The sequence below is a fragment of the Serinibacter arcticus genome, from assembly GCF_003121705.1.
In the GTDB taxonomy this organism is placed as follows: domain Bacteria; phylum Actinomycetota; class Actinomycetes; order Actinomycetales; family Beutenbergiaceae; genus Litorihabitans.
Genome location: NZ_PYHR01000002.1, coordinates 1,102,730 through 1,121,900 on the forward strand (window position 1 = coordinate 1,102,730; position 19,171 = coordinate 1,121,900).

A 19,171-nucleotide genomic window follows, 5' to 3' on the forward strand; every position below is an offset into this window, starting at 1 on the left:
GCGTCGCGGTCCAGAAGTTCGGGACGTTCCTGTCCAACATGGTGATGCCGAACATCGCCGCCTTCATCGCGTGGGGTCTCCTGACGGCCCTGTTCATCGGCCCCGGCTGGCTGAACGGCGCCACCCCGGAGACGCCCGACCGTCCGGCCTTCGACGGCCGCTTCGCGCCGGACAGCTGGGTCGCGCAGATCGGCGGCTGGGGCGACTTCGCCGACGGCGGCATCGTCGGTCCCGCCATCACGTTCCTGCTGCCGCTCCTCATCGGCTACACCGGTGGGTACATGCTCTACAAGACCCGCGGCGGCGTCGTCGGCGCCATCGCGACGATCGGCGTCATCACGGGCGCCGGCATCCCGATGTTCATCGGCGCGATGATCATGGGCCCGCTCGGCGGCTGGACCATGAAGAAGCTCGACGCCCTCTGGGACGGCAAGATCCGCCCGGGGTTCGAGATGCTCGTCAACAACTTCTCCGCCGGCATCTGGGGCGCGATCCTCGCGTTCGGGGCCTTCTTCGGCATCGCCCCGATCGTGGAGTGGCTGACCGGTCGCCTGGGTGACGGTGTGGGCTGGCTGGTCGAGAACAACCTCCTGCCCGCCACCTCGATCCTCGTCGAGCCGGCCAAGGTGCTCTTCCTCAACAACGCGATCAACCACGGCGTGTTCACCCCGCTCGGCAGCGCCGAGTCGCAGGAGACCGGCCGCTCGCTGCTCTTCCTCATCGAGGCGAACCCCGGCCCGGGCCTCGGCCTGCTGCTCGCGTTCGCCGTCGCCGGTGTCGGCGTGGCCCGCGCCTCCGCCCCCGGCGCCATCATCGTGCAGTTCCTCGGTGGCATCCACGAGATCTACTTCCCGTACGTGCTGGCCAAGCCGCGCCTGATCATCGCCCTCATCCTCGGTGGCGCGACCGGTGTGCTGACGAACGTCCTCTTCGACTCCGGCCTCGTGGGGCCCGCCGCCCCCGGCTCGATCTTCGCCGTCCTGACGATGACGGCCCCGGGGAGCCACCTCGGGGTGATCCTCTCGGTGCTGCTGTCGGCCGCCGTGACGTTCGTGGTCGCCGCGTTCCTGCTGCGCATCGACAAGAACAAGGACCTCGACCTGGAGGCCGCCACCGCGCAGATGGAGTCCAACAAGGGCAGGAAGTCGTCGGTCGCCGGGATGCTGACCGGTGCTGCCGCCGCGGCGACCGGCCCGATCCGCAACATCGTCTTCGCCTGCGACGCCGGCATGGGCTCCTCCGCGATGGGCGCCTCCGTGCTGCGTCGCAAGGTCCAGGCGGCCGGTCTCACCGACGTCACGGTCGTCAACAAGGCGATCTCCGACCTCACGGACACCTACGACCTCGTCGTGACGCACCAGGACCTCACCGAGCGGGCGCGTCAGCGCACCGGTTCGGCGATCCACGTCTCGGTGGACAACTTCATGGCGTCGCCCCGCTACGACGAGGTCGTCGAGCTCGTCTCCGAGCGCAACGGCGCCCTGGTCCCCGCCGGGGGCCACGCGACTCCCTCGCACGCGGCTCCCGCCGCTGCGGCCCCCGTCGCGGCGGCCACCTCCACGTCCGACTCGGTCCTCGACCGCAGCTCGATCGTGCTGACCGGCACGGCCACGACCCGGGAGGGCGCGATCGAGGAGGCCGGCAACCTGCTGGTCGCCGTCGGCTCGGCCACGCCGGCGTACGTCGCCGCGATGCACGAGCGCGAGGCCTCGGTCTCGACGTTCATGGGCGAGGGCCTGGCCATCCCCCACGGCACGAACGAGGCCAAGGGCGAGGTCAGCCGGACCGCCGTCTCCTTCGTCCGCTACCCGCAGGGTCTGGACTGGGGCGGTGAGCGCGTGACGTTCGTCATCGCGATCGCCGCCAGCGGCGACGAGCACCTCGCGCTGCTGCAGCAGCTCGCGGGCGCGTTCCTCGACGCCGACTCGGTCGCGCGCCTCGAGAACGCGACCTCGGTCGACGAGGTCAAGGCCGTCCTGGACGCCTGAGCACGATCCGGAGCGGGGCGGTGGGCGCGAGGCGCCCGCCGCCCCGCTCGTCGTTCTCGCCCCGCTCGCCCGCTGAGTGCTGAGCTGCTGCCGCCGACACGCCGTGTCGGGCGGCAAGGACTCCGCACTCAGCGGGGTCAGAGGAGCGGCAGGCCCGCCCGTCCGCGCTCGTAGGCCTCCCGGGCGCCGAGCGCGAACATGTCGTCCGGACCGGTGCGGTTGAGGCCGCGGGCGCCGGGTCCGTCGTCGTGCGTGACGAGGTGACCCATCCCGCGCACGACGGCGAGCGGCCGCCCTCCCGTCGGACGCTTCAGCAGGTCGGCGGCAGCCGCGAGCTCGTCGGCGACGGCGACGACGGTCGTCTCCAGCGGTCGCCCGGTGTCGTCCGGGGTGCCGCGGAGGTCGTCGAGGACGGTGATGCCGGCCGCGCCGATGGCCAGGTCGGTGACGCCGCTGCGCCACGGCCGTCCCGCCGAGTCGGTGAGGACGACGCCCGGACGCACTCCCCCGAGCCGGGCGGCGAGCCCGCGGCGCAGGCGGCGTGCCGAGTCGTCGGGGTCGACCGGCAGCAGCAGGATCGTGCCCGCGTGCGTGTTCGAGGAGTCGACGCCCGCCGCCGCCATCACGATGCCCTGCCGGTTCTCGACGATCCGCAGCAGCGAGCCGTCGGGGTGCTCGCGCGTCGCGACGGTCCGCACGGACTCGGCGTCGATGGACGCCTCGCGGTCGGCCGCGCGCACCATCCGCCCCTCGGCCTTGGAGACGACCTTGGAGGACAGGACGACGACGTCGCCCGCGTCGATCCCGACGCTCCCGTCCGGCCAGACGAGGTTCGCGAGCACCGGCACGAGGACGGCGGCGAGCTCGGTGGAGGACGTGATCGCGGGGACGCCCTCCGGGGCGAGGACCTGCAGCGCCGTCACCGGTGGAGCTTCGGGAGGACGTCGCGGCCGAAGACCTCGATCCACTCGGCCTGGTTCCGGCCGACGTTGTGGAGGTAGACGCGGTCAAAGCCCAGGTCGACGTACTTCTGGATCTCGGCGCGGTGGACGTCGGGATCCTCCGAGATGACCATCCGGCCCTCGAAGTCCTCCGGACGCACGAGCTTGGCCATCGCGGCGAGCTCGAACGGCGAGCGGATGTCGCCCTTGGGGAACTTCATCCCGCCGTTGGGCCACTGCGTCATGGCGTTCTCGAGCGCCTCCTCGTAGGTCGGCGCCCAGGAGAGGTGCAGCTGGATGAGCCGCGGCATCGTGGAGGGGTCCTTGCCGGCCTCGCGCGCGCCGGCGTCGAACTTCTCGAAGAGGCCCGAGATCTTCTCGAGCGGCGCCCCGACGGTGATGAGCCCGTCCACCGTGCGACCTGCCCGCTTGGCCGTGACCGGACCCGCGGTGGCCACGAGGATCTCCGGCGGCACCTCCGGCATGGTCCACAGCCGCATCGACTCGAGCTTGAAGAACTCGCCGCGGTGCTTGACGTCCTTGCCCGCGAGCGAGCCCGTGAAGAGCTTCTGGATGATCTCGATCGCCTCGAACATCCGGTTGATGCGCTCGGGCGCCTCGGGCCAGTACTGCCCGACGACGTGCTCGTTCAGCGCCTCACCGCTGCCGAGGCCGAGCCAGTGCCGCCCCGGGTACATGGCGGCGAGCGTGGCCGAGGCCTGCGCGACCATCGACGGGTGCCACCGCATCGACGGGCACGTCACGCCGGGGCCGAGGTCACCCGTCGTGGTCTGGCCGAGGGCCGACAGGACGTTCCACACGAACGCCGCCTCGCCCTGCGCGGGCACCCACGGCTGCACGTGGTCGGCCGCCATCACGCCGGAGAAGCCGTGCTTCTCCGCCAGGGCCGTGTGCTCGATGATCTCGTTCGGGCTGAACTGCTCCAGCGCTGCGGCGATGCCGACGGTGAGAGGGGAGGTCATGCCCTCCATCCTCCCACCGCGGAGCCCACGACGGCGGGCGCCCGTCCCGTCGACCGGGCGTCTCCCCGTCGCCAACCACCCGTGCGGCGCGGGAGGAGGCAGCGCCGCCGTCAGATCGGCTTGGTGAACGGGAACGTCAGCGTCTCGCGGATCGTCGCTCCCACGATGAACATGTAGACGCGGTCGAGGCCGAGCCCGAGGCCGCCCGTCGGCGGCAGCCCGAACTCCAGCGCCGAGAGGAACTCCTCGTCGATCTCCATCGCCTCGGGATCTCCCAGCGCCGCGAGCAGCGACTGCTGCGTGAAGCGTTCCCGCTGGTCGACGGGGTTGATGAGCTCGGAGTACGCCGTCCCGAGCTCCGACCCGAACGCCACCAGGTCCCACCGCTCCGCGAGCCGCGGGTCGGTGCGGTGCTCGCGCGTCAACGGCGAGGTCTCCTTGGGGAAGTCGGTGTAGAACGTCGGGAAGGTGGTGGTGTCCTCGACGAGCGCGTCGTAGAGCTCCGCCACCAGCGAGCCGTGGCTGTGGTCCAGCCCGAACTCGACGTCGTGCTGCGCGCACAGCTCGTGGATGCGCTCCAGCGGGGTGTCCGGCGTGACCTCCTCCCCCACGGCCCGCGAGACCGCCTCGTGGCACGTCACGACCGGCCACTCGACGTCGAGATCCACCTCCGACCCGTCCGGCGCGATGGCGATCGGCCGACCGTGCACCGCGACGGCCGCCGCGATGATCAGCTCCCTCGTCAGCTCGCGCATCGTCGTGTAGTCGGCGTACGCCTGGTAGGCCTCGAGCGAGGTGAACTCGGGGTTGTGCTTGTAGTCCACACCCTCGTTGCGGAAGTTGCGGCCGATCTCGAAGATGCGTTCGAAGCCGCCGACCGCGAGCCGCTTGAGGAACAGCTCCGGCGCGATGCGCAGGTAGAGGTCCATGTCGTAGGCGTTGATGTGCGTCGTGAACGGCCGGGCGTTGGCACCACCGTGGATCGCTTGCAGGATCGGCGTCTCGACCTCGATGAAGTCGTGCGCGGCGAACGCCTGTCGCAGCGCCCAGACGGCGGTGCTGCGACCTCGGAGCAGATCGGTCGGTCCCGCGTTGAGCGCGAGGTCGACGTGCCGCAGCCGGAGTCGGGTGTCGGCGTCGGTGAGCCCGCGGAACTTGTCCGGCGGCGGCGTGAGCGCCTTGGACGCCATCACCCAGCTCGCCACGTGCACGGTCAGCTCGCCGGTCCGGCTGCGCGTGACGTCGCCCGTGACCGAGATCGTGTCGGCGAGGTCGACGGCGTGGGCGAACAGGTCCGGCCGGGCCTCGGGCCGGTCGGCCGTGACCATCAGCTGGACCTCGTGGGTGTTCTCGCGCACGACGGCGAAGGTCACCCCGCCGAGGTCGCGCAGCCGCACGACGCGGCCCGAGATCGACACGACCTCCCCCGTGTCGACCAACGACTCCGTGACGTCGCCGACCTCCCGGTCGCGTGGCACCGAGACCGGGTACGGCTCCATCCCGGCCGCGCGCAGCGCCGCGAGCTTGCCCACGCGGACCCGCTGCTGGTCGGTGAGCCGGCGCTCGGGGACGGCCGGCAGGCGCAGCCGCGACTCCTGCTCGAGGACGGCCGCCGCCGTCGCGCGCCGAGCCTCGGCCCGCTCGAGCTCGACGGCTCGGTCGCGCCGTCGCAGCCAGGCCGGGGCCTCCGGGACGAAGCCCTCGGCCTGGCCGTAGGCCACGAGCGCGTGCGTGAGCTGGCCGGGATCGGTGCACATGTACCGCGTCTGCCACGTGGGGGCGTACTTGAGGTTGGACTTGTAGAGCGAGTCCAGCTGCCACCACCGCGACGCTGTCAGCAGGATCCTGCGCTGGAACCGCTGACCCGGCGTCGCCCCGACGCGCTCGCCCTGCTCGAACACCTCGCGCAGCATGGCGAAGTTGAGGGAGATCCGCTCGATGCCGAGGCTGCGGCCCTGCGTCGCCAGGGTGGAGATCATCAGCTCCGTCACACCGTTCACGGCCTCCGGCGAGCGCCGCATGACGTCGAGGGAGACACCTGTGCGGGCCCAGGGGACGAAGCCGAGGACGCCGCGGAGCTCGCCGTCGCCGTCGAACGCCGAGACGATGAGCTGACGCGGGTCGCGCGCGTCGCCGAAACGGGACAGCGACATGGAGTAGCCGCGCTCGTCTCCGTGCCGCCACTCCTCCGCCCTCGCCAGCGTCGCTGCGAGGTCCTCCGGATCGATCTCCTCGGCCCAGCTCAGCTTGACCGTGTAGCCCGCACGCTTGGGCCGGGCGACGGCGTGCCGCACCCCCGCGAGGGCGGGTGCCGTGAGCGTGAAGGTCCGGGTGTCGAGGATCGACTCGTCGCCGAGCACGACCGTGCTCAGCCCGAATTTCTCGTAGGCGCGTGCGCCGCGCTCCGTCACCCCGGTGGCCGAGGGCACCCAGCCGTACCGTCGGGCCGTCGTCAGCCAGGCGTCGATCGCGTCGTCCCAGCGCTCGGGGTCGCCGAGCGGATCACCGGCGGCGAGGGCCACGTCGGCCACCACCCGGTAGGAGACGGCCGCCTCGCCGTCGGCGGAGAAGACCGCCTCGCGGTCGTCCCGGGTGGCGAAGTAGGCGAGCGAGTCGTCGTTCGGGTGGGTGAGGAGGAGGCGGCGGACGGCCAGCTCGCTCGCGCGGTCGTCCTCGGCGCTGCGCGGTGCTCCGCGGAGGAACACGGCCGCGGCCAGCAGCAGCCCGACGGCGGAGATCAGCCCGGCGAGGGTCAGGAGCCAGTGCGGGCCGTTGCCCTGCGCCAGGAACGGGGCGGCGTGCGGAGAGGTGCCGGTCGCGCCCGACAGCGTCCAGTTCAAGCGGTCGGCGAACGTCGGCAGCGTGTGGGACACGGCCTGGAGCAGAGCCAGCGTGACGACGACGGAGACCGCGATCGCCGCGACGAGCACGCCGGCGGCCCGCCACCACGCCCCCCTGCGCAGCCGGGCCGGAAACGCGCGGCGTGCGGAGACCAGCGCCACGAGCAGGAGCAGACCGACCACGCCCGAGGACCAGAACGCCGCCGGTACCGTGCTGAGGCTGGTGTCCAGCGCCTGGGCCTCGCCGGCCCCCACCAGCACGGCGGCGAGCGCGACGACGACGACCACCGGCGCGAGCCAGGCGATCACGATGAACCACAGGGCGGCGCGCTGCCGTCGCATCACGGCGCTGGCGACGATGACCACCAGGACCAGCGAGAAGAGGCTCGGGTGCGGGAGGCTCAGCACGTCGACCCAGGCCGTCGCGGTGTCCACGACTCCGCGGGCGAACGGGCGCACGATCAGCGCGAGGACGATCCAGAGCGACCCGGCCACGAGGACGCGGCCCGTCCATCGGGCGACACCCTCCGCCCACGGACCGGGGCGGGGCACCTGCGTCCGGCTCGCCGGGGTGGGGGGCTCGTCGCTCATGGGTCCTCCGTCGTCACCGTTTCCCGGCCACCCTAGGGTTCGCGGGCGCGCTCGGCGCGGCGAGCGGGGCAGTTCTGGGATGATGGGCGACATGACCAACGCTCCCCTGGGCACCGGTGTGCCCGCCACCGCCTCGACCGACCACGACCACGGCCTGCTGGGCGCCGTCGTCGTCCCGGACCGGGTGGGTGTCGAGGGCCTGGAGGAGAAGTGGGCGCCGGTGTGGGACGCCGAGCAGCTGCACGCCTTCGACCGCACCGCCGAGCGCGGATCCGTGTTCTCGATCGACACGCCGCCGCCGACCGCGTCGGGCAGCCTGCACATCGGCCACGTGTTCTCCTACACGCACACCGACGTGGTGGCCCGCTTCCAGCGCGCCCGCGGCAAGGACGTCTTCTACCCGATGGGCTGGGACGACAACGGCCTGCCCACCGAGCGCCGCGTGCAGAACTACTACGGCGTGCGCTGCGACCCGACGCTGGCCTACGAGGGCGACGACTTCACTCCCCCGCACTCCGGCGGCGCCACCAGCGTGAAGGCCGGCGACCAGGTGCCGGTCTCGCGCCGCACGTTCGTGCGCCTGTGCGAGCAGCTGACCGCCGAGGACGAGAAGCAGTTCGAGGCGCTGTGGCGCCACCTCGGCCTCTCGGTCGACTGGAACCACCAGTACCAGACCATCGGGGCCACGGCCCGCGCCGTCGCGCAGACCGCCTTCCTGCGCAACCTCGACCGGGGCGAGGCCTACCAGGCCGAGGCGCCCGGACTGTGGGACGTGACGTTCCAGACGGCGGTCGCCCAGGCGGAGCTCGAGGCCCGCGACTACCCGGGCCACTACCACTCCATCGCGTTCCACGCCGCGGGAGGTGAGGACGTCGTCATCGAGACGACCCGCCCCGAGCTCCTGGCCGCGTGCGTCGCGCTGATCGCGCACCCCGACGACGAGCGCTACCAGCACCTGTTCGGCACCACGGTGACCACGCCCGTCTTCGGCGTCGAGATCCCCGTGCTCGCCCACCCCTCCGCCGAGGCGGACAAGGGCTCCGGCATCGCGATGTGCTGCACGTTCGGCGACCTCACCGACGTGCAGTGGTGGCGCGAGCTGAACCTGCCCACGCGCTCGATCGTGCAGCGCGACGGCCGCATCAGCCGCGAGACGCCCGAGTGGGTGACGACCGAGGCCGGCCGCGCGACCTTCGCCGAGCTGGCGGGCAAGACGACCTTCTCGGCGCGCACCGCCGTCGTCGAGGCCCTGCGCACCAGCGGTGAGCTGCTGGGCGAGCCGAAGGCCACGCAGCGCAAGGCGAACTTCTTCGAGAAGGGCGACAAGCCGCTCGAGATCGTCACGTCGCGCCAGTGGTACATCCGCAACGGCGGCCGCGAGATGCCCGGCCGCGACCTGCGCGGCGAGCTGCTCGCGCGCGGCGACGAGCTCGAGTTCCACCCGGACTTCATGCGCGTGCGCTACTCCAACTGGGTCGGCGGCCTCAACGGCGACTGGCTCGTCTCGCGCCAGCGCTTCTTCGGCGTGCCGATCCCGGTCTGGTACCCGGTGGACGAGGCGGGCGAGACCCGCTGGGAGACGCCGCTCGTGCCGGACGAGGCGAGCCTGCCGATCGACCCGAGCTCCGACGTCCCTGCCGGCTACACGGCCGACCAGCGCGGTGTCGCGGGCGGCTTCGTGGGCGACCCCGACATCATGGACACGTGGGCGACGAGCTCGCTGACCCCGCAGATCGCCGGCGGCTGGCTGCACGACACGGACCTGTTCGAGCGCGTCTTCCCGATGGACGTGCGGCCGCAGGGGCAGGACATCATCCGCACCTGGCTGTTCTCGACCGTGGTGCGCAGCCACCTCGAGCACGGCACGCTGCCGTGGAAGCACGCGGCGATCTCCGGCTGGATCCTCGATCCCGACCGCAAGAAGATGAGCAAGTCCAAGGGCAACGTCGTCACGCCGATGGACCTGCTCGTGGAGCACGGCTCCGACGCCGTCCGGTACTGGGCCGCGTCCGCGCGGCTGGGCACCGACGCCGCGTTCGAGGTCGGCCAGATGAAGATCGGCCGCCGCCTCGCGATCAAGGTGCTGAACGCCAGCAAGTTCGCGCTCACGGCCGCGCCCGAGGGCGCCGCGGTGGTGCTCGACCCCGCCGCCGTCACCGAGGCGATCGACCGCGCGCTGCTGGCCGACCTGGCTGACGTCGTGGATGCGGCCACCGCCGCGTTCACCGACTTCGACCACGCCCGCGCGCTCGAGACCACGGAGACGTTCTTCTGGACGTTCTGCGACGACTACCTCGAGCTCGTGAAGGACCGCGCCTACGGGCGCGGCGCCACGCAGCCTGACGGGACGACGGCGGAGCTCACGCCCGCGCAGATCGCCTCGGCGCGCGCCACGCTCGCCCTGGCGCTCGACGTGCTGCTGCGCCTGTTCGCGCCGTTCCTGCCGTTCGCGACGAGCGAGGTCTGGTCGTGGTGGCGCTCGGGCTCGGTGCACTCCGCGCCGTGGCCGACGACGGACGCGCTGCGCGCCGCCGCCGGCGACGCCCCCGACGCCGGGCTCGTCCGGACCGCCGGGGCGGCCCTCAGCGCGCTGCGCAAGGTCAAGAGCGAGGCGAAGGTCTCCCAGCGCACGCCGATCCTCGCCGTCGAGCTCCTCGCCACCGAGGTGGCCGCGGGCCAGGTGGCCGCGGTCGAGTCCGACCTGCGCGCCGCGGGCAAGGTGACCTCGCCGCTGGCGATCACGGTCGGCACTCCCGCGACGCCCGACGGCGAGAGCCTCGCCGTCGCCGTCTCGCAGGCCGAGCTCGGTGAGGCGCCGCCGAAGGGCTGACCCCGTCCTGGCAGGATGGCGGGCATGACTCAGGTGTCCACCACTCCCGCCGTGGTCGAGTTCGACCCGGCCGTCTCGATCCCCGGCGCGCTGCGCGACCGCGCCGCCGCCCACCCCAACCAGGTGATCGTCGAGCGGCGGGTCGCGGGCGCCTGGACGCCCGTGACGGCGTCGCAGTTCGCTCGCCAGGTCACCGACCTCGCGCGCGGGCTGGTCGCCTGGGGGCTGGAGCCGGGCGACGTCGTCGCGATCATGGGCCGGACCAGCTACGAGTGGACGCTCGCCGACTTCGCGGTCTGGACGGCCGGCGGCGTGCCGGTTCCGATCTACGAGACCTCCTCCCCCGACCAGATCTCCTGGATCGCCGGCGACTCCGGCGCCGTGCTGGTGCTCGCCGAGACGGACGAGCACGCGGCGCGGCTGGGCGAGGCTGCGGTGGAGTCGGTGCGCGACGTCGTGACGTTCAACCGGCTCGGCGAGCTCGCGGCCCGCGCCGGCGAGGTCGACCCGAGCGTCGTCGCCGCCCGCACCGCCGCCCTGGGCGGGAACGACCTCGCGACGATCATCTACACCTCCGGCACGACCGGACGGCCCAAGGGCGTCGAGCTGACGCACGGGAACTTCGTCTACCTCGCGCGCAACGGTGCCCGCTCCGACCTGCACGACGTCGTCTCGCTGCCGCACTCGCGCACGCTGCTGTTCATGCCGCTCGCGCACGTGTTCGCGCGCTTCATCCAGGTGCTGTGCATCGTCGAGGCCGGCATCCTGGGCCACTCCCCCGACACGAAGAACCTCGTCGCCGACCTCGGCTCGTTCAAGCCGTCGTTCCTGCTCGCCGTCCCGCGGGTGTTCGAGAAGGTCTTCAACTCCGCGCAGCAGAAGGCGGCCGGCGGGCTGAAGAAGCGCGTGTTCTCGTTCGCCGTCGCGACGGCGATCGCCTACTCGCAGGCGCTGAGCACCCCGACCGGACCGTCGGCCGCGCTCAAGGCGCGACACCGGGTGGCGGACCGTCTCGTGCTGGCGAAGCTGACGGCGGCGATGGGCGGATCGCTCGATTACGCGATCTCCGGCGGCGCCCCGCTCGGCGCGCGACTGGGCCACTTCTACCGCGGCATGGGCGTGACCATCCTCGAGGGCTACGGGATGACCGAGACGACGGCGCCCACGACGGTCAACCTGCCGCAGGACGTGCGGATCGGCACGGTCGGCCCCGCCTACCCGGGCACCGAGCTGCGCATCGCCGACGACGGCGAGATCCAGGTGCACGGACCGCACGTCTTCCGCGGCTACCACGGCAACCCGGAGGCGACGGCACAAGCGTTCACCGACGACGGCTGGCTGCGGTCGGGCGACCTCGGCGCCCTCGACGGGGCCGGCTACCTGACGATCACGGGGCGTCGCAAGGAGATCATCATCACCGCGGGCGGGAAGAACGTCGCCCCGGCCGTGCTCGAGGACGGCTTCCGCGGGCACCCGCTCGTGTCTCAGGTCGTCGTGGTGGGCGACGGCAAGCCGTTCATCGGCGCCCTGGTGACGATCGACGCCGAGATGCTCCCGGGCTGGCTGGCCAGCAAGGGGCTGGGGGCGCTCTCCGTGGCCGAGGCCGTTCACTCACCCGAGGTGCAGGCCTCGCTGGTCAAGGCGGCGCAGCGGGCCAACACCGCCGTCTCGCGCGCCGAGTCGATCCGGCGCATCCGCGTGCTCGACGTCGACCTCACCGAGGCGAACGGCTACCTCACCCCGTCGCTCAAGGTGAAGCGCGAGCTGGTGCACCGCGACTTCGCGGGACCGATCGAGGAGCTCTACGCCACGGGCGGGGCCGGGCTGGACGTGCCGGTCGCGGGCTGAGTCGCGCCCCGTCGGGGCGCGAGCGCGCCCTTGTGGTCGCGCCCGCCCCGCGAGCGCGCCCTCGTGGTCGCTGCCGGGCGCTCCTGGCGACCACGAGGGCGCGGTCGACGTCAGTCGACAGGGGTCCGGCGAGAACACGATCCAGCTCCGCTGGGCGGAGCCGAGAGGGCGCGGCCCGAGGCAGCGGCGCTCAGCGCGCGGCGATGTCCTCGTGGTGGCGGATGACCTCGGCCACGACGAAGGCGAAGAACTTCTCGGCGAAGACGGGGTCGAGCCCGGCGTCCTCCGCCAGCGCCCGCAGGCGCGCGACCTGACGTCCCTCGCGCCCCGGATCCGACGCCGGCAGGCCGAGGTCGGCCTTGAGGACGCCGACCTGCTGGGTCGCCTTGAAACGCTCGGCCATCAGGTGCACGAGCGCCGAGTCGATGTTGTCGATGCTGTGACGCAGGCGCGCGAGCTCGGGCGGGATCCCGACGGGGACCTCCACCGAGGGTGCGGTGGACGCCTCGGTCACGCCGGCGTCTTCTCGCGGGCGGCCCGTGTCCCGCGCTTGGCCGAGTGCAGCACGAGCGTCGGGCTCGTCCGGTCGATCACGCACTCCTTGGTGATCACCACGCGCTCGACGTCGTCGCGGCCCGGGATGTCGAACATCACCTGGAGGAGCACCTCCTCCATGATCGCGCGCAGGCCGCGCGCACCGGTGCCGCGCGCGAGCGCCTGGTCGGCGATCGCCGCGACGGCGTCGTCGGTGAGCTCGAGCTCGACGCCGTCGAGCTCGAACATGCGCTGGAACTGGCGCACGAGCGCGTTGCGCGGCTGCGTGAGGATGTTGACGAGGGCGTCCGTGTCGAGGCGGCTCACGGTCGCGACCACGGGGAGGCGTCCGACGAACTCCGGGATGAGGCCGAACTTGTGCAGGTCCTCGGGGCGGACCTGTGCGAACAGGTCCTCCTTCTCCGTGTCGTGCAGCGGGGCGTTGAAGCCCACACCGCGACGGTGCGTCCGCGAGGCGATGATCTCCTCGAGCCCGGCGAAGGCGCCGGCCACGATGAACAGCACGTTGGACGTGTCGATCTGGAGGAACTCCTGGTGCGGGTGCTTGCGACCGCCCTGCGGCGGCACCGAGGCGACCGTGCCCTCGATGATCTTCAGGAGCGCCTGCTGCACGCCCTCGCCCGACACGTCGCGCGTGATGGACGGGTTCTCGGCCTTGCGGGCGATCTTGTCGACCTCGTCGATGTAGATGATCCCGGTCTCGGCACGCTTGGTGTCGAAGTCCGCGGCCTGGATGAGCTTGAGGAGGATGTTCTCGACGTCCTCACCCACGTAGCCGGCCTCGGTGAGCGCGGTGGCGTCGGCGATCGCGAACGGGACGTTCAGCATCTTTGCGAGCGTCTGCGCGAGGTAGGTCTTGCCGGTGCCCGTCGGGCCCATCAGGAGCACGTTGGACTTGGCGATCTCGATGCCGTCCTCGTGCAGCTTCGTCGGGGCGTTCTTCGACTGGATCCGCTTGTAGTGGTTGTAGACCGCGACGGCGAGCGACTTCTTCGCGCTGTCCTGGCCGACGATGTAGTCCTCGAGGTGCGCGTAGATCTCGCGCGGCGTCGGGAGCTCGGCGAGATTGACCTCGCTGCCGCCCGGCTCGGACAGCTCCTCCTCGACGATCTCGTTGCACAGCTCCACGCACTCGGTGCAGATGTACACGCCGTGGCCGGCGATGAGTCGCTTGACCTGCTTCTGGCTCTTCCCGCAGAACGAGCACTTCAGCAGCTCGACGGGGTCGGTGGGGTGGGCCATCGTCTCGCCTCCCCTCCTCGCGCACGGGCCTGCCCCGTCGCGCGTGACGTCGTCGGAGACCGCCTGTCTGGCGGCCACCCGGGTCGTTCGTAACAATTCCACCCTACGTCGGGCGCTTGCGCCACGCCGTGTTCGGCCGGCCGCGCGTGTCGCGCACCTGGGGTCCGGCCGATGGGCCGGCCGGCGGGTCGTGTCGACCCCGCCGGCCGGACCTGCCGGGGGTCAGCGCACGGGGGCGACGACCTTCTTTCGGCTCTCGAGGACCTGGTCGACGATGCCGTACTCCAGCGCCATCGGGGCCGTGAGGATCTTGTCGCGCTCGATGTCCTTGCGGACCTGCGCCGAGTCGCGGCCGGTGTGCGACGCGAGGGTGTCCTCGAGCCACTCCCGCATCCGGATGATCTCGTTGGCCTGGATCTCGATGTCGGACGCCTGGCCGTAGCCGCCGCCGGACATCGCCGGCTGGTGGATCAGGACGCGGGCGTTCGGCAGCGCCAGGCGCTTGCCCGGGCTCCCGGCGGCGAGCAGCACGGCCGCGGCCGAGGCGGCCTGACCGAGGCAGACCGTCTGGATCTGGGGGCTGATGTACTGCATCGTGTCGTAGATCGCCGACATCGCGGTGAACGAGCCACCGGGCGAGTTGATGTACATCGTGATGAGGCCGTCGGGGTCCAGGCTCTCGAGCACGAGCAGCTGCGCCATGACGTCGTCGGCCGAGGCGTCGTCCACCTGCACGCCGAGGAAGATGATGCGGTCCTCGAAGAGCTTGGTGTACGGGTCCTGGCGCTTGAAACCGTAGGCGGTGCGCTCCTCGTACTGCGGGAGGATGTAGCGCGAGGACGGCGACGGCGCGGCGAGCCCGCCGAAGCCGGCGGGAGCGGTGAGGTTCACGGGGTTCACGTTGTCTCTCCTAGGTCTCGTCGTCTCAGTCCGTCGTCCCGCCGCCACCGGCGACGTTCGCGGCGTGGGTGACGACGTGGTCGATGAAGCCGTACTCGAGGGCCTCGGCCGCGGTGAACCAGCGGTCGCGGTCGGCGTCCTCGTTGACCTGCTCCGGGGTCTTGCCCGTCTGCTCGGCGGTCAGCTCGGCCATCACGCGCTTCATGTGGAGGATGAGCTCCGCGTTGATGCGGATGTCGGTGGCCGTGCCACCGATGCCGCCCGACGGCTGGTGCATCATCACGCGGGCGTGGGGCGTGGCGTAGCGCTTGCCCTTGGTACCCGAGGCGAGCAGGAACTGGCCCATCGAGGCAGCCATGCCCATCGCCACGGTGGCGACGTCGGGCTGGATGAACTGCATCGTGTCGTAGATGGCCATGCCGGCGGTGACGGAACCGCCCGGCGAGTTGATGTAGAGCCAGATGTCCTTGTCCGGGTCCTCGGCGGCGAGGAGGAGCATCTGCGCGCAGATCGCGTTGGCGTTGTCGTCCCGCACCTCCGAGCCCAGCCAGATGATGCGCTCCTTGAGGAGGCGGTTGTAGACGTGGTCACCCAGCCCGAAGCTCTTCGGGTCGGCCTGGGCCTGAGGCATCTCGCTCACGTGGCGCTCCTTGAGTCGTCGTCCTGCACCGCGGGTCCCCCGGGGGTCCCTGCCGTGCGTGTTCATCGACATTAACGGCCGGGCGTCGCCGTCCATGCCCGCTGCCGCACCGTTTCGCTTTGGGCGCACATCCGCGTCCCGCCCGCGCACGGCCGCCCCGGGGACGACGACGGCCCGCCGCCTCCGAGGAGGCGACGGGCCGTCGCGCGGTCAGCCGGTCGGCCGCGCCGAGGATCAGTCCTCGGTGGCGTCCTTCTTGGCCGGGGCCTTGCGGGTGCGCTTCGGCTTCTCCTCGGCGGCGGCCTCGTCAGCCGGAGCCTCGTCGGCCGCAGCCTTCTTGGCCGAAGCCTTGCGGGTGCGCTTCGGCTTCTCCTCGGCGGCAGCCTCGTCGGCCGAAGCCTCGTCGCCGTCAGCCTCGTCGGCAGCCTTCTTGGCCGGAGCCTTGCGGGCACGCTTCGGCTTCTCCTCCGCGGCGGCCTCCTCGGCCGGAGCCTCGGTCTCGACGTCGACCTCGACGGTCTCGGTGGCGCCCTCGGTGCTCTCGCCCGAGTTGGCGGCGTCGAGGTCGTCCGAGCCGATGAACGGCGTCAGGTCGACGGCGTTGCCGTCGCCGTCCGTGACGCTCACCTGGCGCAGGGCGAGCGCGAGCGACTTGTTGCGGGCGAGCTCGCCGACGAACACCGGGATCTGGCCGGTCTTGTCGGCGTTCTGCACGAACTCGTTCGGGTCGACGCGGTACTGCTGGGCGGTGCGCACGAGGAAGTCGATGAGCTCCTCCTGCGAGACGCGGACCTTGAGCTGCTCGGCGAGCACGTCGAGCAGGAGCTGGCGACGGAGGGAGTCGGCGGCCTCCTCGCGGACCTCCTCGCGGTGGGCGTCGTCCTCGAGGCGGTTCTCGCCCTCGAGGTGACGGTGCACCTCGGCCTCGACGACGCCGGCCGGGACCGGGAAGTCGACGGCCTCGAGGAGCGCGTCGAGAAGCTTGTCGCGGGCCTGGACGGCCTGGCCGTCGACCTTGCCGGCGGCGGCCTGCGTGCGGACGTCGTCCGTCAGCTCGGCCAGCGTGTCGAACTCGCTCGCGAGCTGCGCGAAGTCGTCGTCCAGCTCGGGGAGCTCCTGCTCCTTGACGGCGGAGATCGAGACGACGACCTCGGACTCCTCGCCGGCGCGCTCGCCACCGGCCAGCGGGGCGGTGAACGTCGTGGACTCGCCGGCCGACAGGCCGGTGACGGCCTCGTCGAGGCCCTCGAGCATGTTGCCGGAACCGATCTGGTAGGAGACGCCGGAGACGGTGTCGACCTCCTCGTCACCGATCGTGGCGGTCAGGTCGAGGACGACGTAGTCGCCGTCCTTCGCGGCGCGCTCGACACCCGCGAGGGTGCCGAACCGCTGGCGCATGACCTCGATGCGCTCGTCGACCTCGTCGTCGGACACCTCGAGGGCGTCGACCGTGAGGGAGATCCCCGACAGCTCGGGGAGCGTGATCTCGGGACGCACGTCGACCTCGGCGGTGAACGCGAGCTCGCCGTCCTTCGCGGACGTCGGGATCGCCGTCACCTCGACGTCGGGCTGGCCGAGCGGCGACACGCCGGTCTCGGTCACCGCGTCGCGGTAGAAACCGGGCAGCGCGTCGTTGACGGCGTGCTCGATGACCGCACCGAAGCCGATGCGCTGGTCGATGATGCGCGGCGGCACCTTCCCCTTGCGGAAGCCGGGGATGGAGACGTCCTTCGCGATGTGCGAGTAGGCGTGCTCGATGCTCGGGGCGAGCTCGTCGAGGGACACCTCCACGGTCAGCTTCACGCGGGTCGGCTCAAGGTTCTCGACGGCACTCTTCACGGCAGACTCTCTCTTGGTGAACTCGGGACGGCCGACGGCGGACGTCGGCATACGGCCGCGGGCACGACGAAGCGTCGTGACCGCTCATTCAGCCTCCCATGCTATCGCGGCGCCACGGCCGTCCCGACGAGGAGATCGGCGGGCGTCAGGCCGGGCGCTCGACGTGCGCGGAGAGCTCGAGCTCGGCGTCCGTCTCGACGATGACCGCCGTGACGTCGGTGAGCGCCCAGGTCTGGTGGACCTCCCCCACCTCCCGGACCACCAGCTCCCCCGCTGGCAGCGGGAGTCGCGGACCGCGGGCGGTGGAGAACTCGGCCCGGCCGACGACGACGGCGAAGACCTGCGTAGCGCGTCAGGGGGGGCGAGTCTGACAGCGGGCGGCGTCGGGGCGGCCGGGATGGCAGGAGTCGGCGTTCTGTCGACGCGAGCGTCGCCCGAGGGCCGACGGCTCCGCCGCTCGGCCCTCGCCCCTCGGTCGGGATGACAGGATTCGAACCTGCGACCCTCCGCTCCCAAAGCGGATGCGCTACCAAGCTGCGCTACATCCCGTGGCATCCGCCGTCCGCACGAGCCTCTGACCTGCGCGGACGCACTGCCCCACTGATGCCAGGAGTCTAGTCGTCACGAGGGGACCTCGACGTCCCGCTAGACTTGTCGCGCGCCGAGGACTCCTCGCACGCGGATGTAGCTCAATGGTAGAGCCTCTGCCTTCCAAGCAGATGGTGCGGGTTCGATTCCCGTCATCCGCTCTCCGTTGCCGGTAGGGTTGTACCTGCAACTGTTCCAGGGTCGGGCGAGAGGATTCCAGCGATGGCGAACACCGCCACGACGTCCCTCGTCCCGGCCCTGCGCGCTGCCCGCTCCCTGGGCACCGCCTGCTGCCTGCCCTGCTGTCTCTAGAGCGCACCGGCTCCAGCCACCCTCCCGGCGGCCCGGCCCGTGCGCTCGCACCCACCGGCAGCCACGCGGGACGCCGCCCCACCGGTTGCCTCGATCTTTCCGCGGCACTCATCCCCTCCAGTGAGGAAACGCCATGGCTCGTATCTATGAGGACGTCACCCAGCTCGTCGGCAACACCCCCCTCGTCCGCCTCAACCGCCTGACCGAGGGCGCCGGCGCCACCGTGCTGGCGAAGCTCGAGTTCTACAACCCGGCCAACTCCGTCAAGGACCGCATCGGCGTCGCGATCATCGACGCCGCCGAGGCGTCCGGCGAGCTCAAGCCCGGCGGCACGATCGTCGAGGGCACGAGCGGCAACACCGGCATCGCGCTCGCCCTCGTCGGCGCCGCTCGCGGCTACAAGGTCGTCCTGACCATGCCCGAGTCCATGAGCAAGGAGCGCCGCGCGCTGCTGCGCGCCTTCGGCGCCGAGCTCGTCCTCACCCCCGCCTCCGAGGGCATGAAGGGTGCGGTCAACCGCGCGAACGAGATCGTCGCCGAGCGCGAGGGTGCCGTGCTGGCCCGCCAGTTCGCCAACGAGGCGAACCCGGCGATCCACCGCAAGACCACCGCCGAGGAGATCTGGAACGACACGGACGGCGAGGTCGACATCGTCGTGGCCGGCATCGGCACCGGCGGCACGATCACGGGCGTCGGCCAGGTGCTCAAGGAGCGCAAGCCGTCCGTCCAGATCATCGCCGTCGAGCCCGCCGAGTCGCCCATCCTCAACGGCGGCGCCCCCGGCCCGCACAAGATCCAGGGCATCGGCGCCAACTTCGTGCCCGAGATCCTCGACACCTCGATCTACGACGAGGTCATCGACGTCAGCGCCGAGACCTCCGTGGCCGTCGCCCGTCGCGCCGCCGCCGAGGAGGGCCTGCTCGTCGGGATCTCCTCCGGTGCCGCGATCGACGCCGCGCTGCAGGTCGCGAACCGTCCCGAGAACGCGGGCAAGACGATCGTCGTCATCATCCCGTCGTTCGGCGAGCGCTACCTCTCCACGATCCTGTACGCCGACCTGCTCGACTGAGGAAG

General features: G+C 71.6%; 12 protein-coding genes and 2 tRNA genes. 5 read left to right on the forward strand and 9 right to left on the reverse strand.

All coding sequences use genetic code 11. From position 1 onward, the window contains the following. Positions 1-38: 38 nt before the first annotated feature. A complete protein-coding gene (locus tag C8046_RS05030; RefSeq protein ID WP_109228509.1) occupies positions 39-1,988 on the forward strand; it encodes a PTS mannitol transporter subunit IICBA in 1,950 nt (649 codons plus the stop codon). 137 nt (positions 1,989-2,125) lie between these two features. On the opposite strand, the gene cofE is transcribed toward C8046_RS05030, so the two are convergent. From cofE to lysX, 3 genes are all read right to left on the reverse strand, one after another. Beyond that, on the reverse strand, positions 2,126-2,911 hold the full coding sequence (gene cofE, locus C8046_RS05035) for a coenzyme F420-0:L-glutamate ligase (RefSeq protein WP_109228510.1): 786 nt from the start codon (positions 2,909-2,911) through the stop codon (positions 2,126-2,128). Next, positions 2,908-3,912, reverse strand: coding sequence for a TIGR03557 family F420-dependent LLM class oxidoreductase (locus tag C8046_RS05040; RefSeq protein ID WP_109228511.1), 1,005 nt, complete (start codon positions 3,910-3,912; stop codon positions 2,908-2,910). The genes cofE and C8046_RS05040 overlap by 4 nt, the downstream gene beginning before the upstream one ends. Before the next feature lie 110 nt (positions 3,913-4,022). Then, entirely contained in the window at positions 4,023-7,343 is a 3,321-nt protein-coding gene (gene lysX, locus C8046_RS05045) for a bifunctional lysylphosphatidylglycerol synthetase/lysine--tRNA ligase LysX (RefSeq protein ID WP_109228512.1), read from the reverse strand. A gap of 91 nt (positions 7,344-7,434) precedes the next feature. On the opposite strand from lysX, the gene valS reads away from it, so the two are divergent. Both valS and C8046_RS05055 read left to right on the forward strand, forming a co-directional pair. Beyond that, on the forward strand, positions 7,435-10,173 hold the full coding sequence (gene valS, locus C8046_RS05050; protein WP_199224392.1) for a valine--tRNA ligase: 2,739 nt from the start codon (positions 7,435-7,437) through the stop codon (positions 10,171-10,173). A gap of 24 nt (positions 10,174-10,197) precedes the next feature. Beyond that, a complete protein-coding gene (locus C8046_RS05055; RefSeq protein ID WP_109228514.1) occupies positions 10,198-12,021 on the forward strand; it encodes an AMP-dependent synthetase/ligase in 1,824 nt (607 codons plus the stop codon). A 190-nt stretch (positions 12,022-12,211) separates the two neighbouring features. On the opposite strand, the gene C8046_RS05060 is transcribed toward C8046_RS05055, so the two are convergent. The 6 genes from C8046_RS05060 to C8046_RS05085 all read right to left on the reverse strand — a co-directional run bounded on the left by C8046_RS05060 (position 12,212) and on the right by C8046_RS05085 (position 17,746). Next, positions 12,212-12,535, reverse strand: coding sequence for a chorismate mutase (locus C8046_RS05060; protein ID WP_109228515.1), 324 nt, complete (start codon positions 12,533-12,535; stop codon positions 12,212-12,214). Next, positions 12,532-13,818, reverse strand: coding sequence for an ATP-dependent Clp protease ATP-binding subunit ClpX (gene clpX / locus C8046_RS05065; protein ID WP_109228516.1), 1,287 nt, complete (start codon positions 13,816-13,818; stop codon positions 12,532-12,534). The genes C8046_RS05060 and clpX overlap by 4 nt, the downstream gene beginning before the upstream one ends. Positions 13,819-14,040: 222 nt before the next feature. Continuing rightward, a complete protein-coding gene (locus tag C8046_RS05070) occupies positions 14,041-14,709 on the reverse strand; it encodes an ATP-dependent Clp protease proteolytic subunit (RefSeq protein WP_199224540.1) in 669 nt (222 codons plus the stop codon). 34 nt (positions 14,710-14,743) lie between these two features. Continuing rightward, a complete protein-coding gene (locus C8046_RS05075; RefSeq protein ID WP_109230754.1) occupies positions 14,744-15,349 on the reverse strand; it encodes an ATP-dependent Clp protease proteolytic subunit in 606 nt (201 codons plus the stop codon). Between the two features lie 243 nt (positions 15,350-15,592). Beyond that, positions 15,593-17,197: a trigger factor gene (gene tig, locus C8046_RS05080; RefSeq protein ID WP_109230755.1), complete on the reverse strand. Its 1,605-nt coding sequence runs from the start codon at positions 17,195-17,197 to the stop codon at positions 15,593-15,595. A gap of 475 nt (positions 17,198-17,672) precedes the next feature. Continuing rightward, positions 17,673-17,746, reverse strand: a tRNA-Pro gene (locus tag C8046_RS05085). A 129-nt stretch (positions 17,747-17,875) separates the two neighbouring features. On the opposite strand from C8046_RS05085, the gene C8046_RS05090 reads away from it, so the two are divergent. Then, positions 17,876-17,946, forward strand: a tRNA-Gly gene (locus C8046_RS05090). 284 nt (positions 17,947-18,230) lie between these two features. Beyond that, entirely contained in the window at positions 18,231-19,166 is a 936-nt protein-coding gene (gene cysK / locus C8046_RS05100) for a cysteine synthase A (protein ID WP_109228518.1), read from the forward strand. The last annotated feature ends 5 nt before the right edge of the window (positions 19,167-19,171 follow it).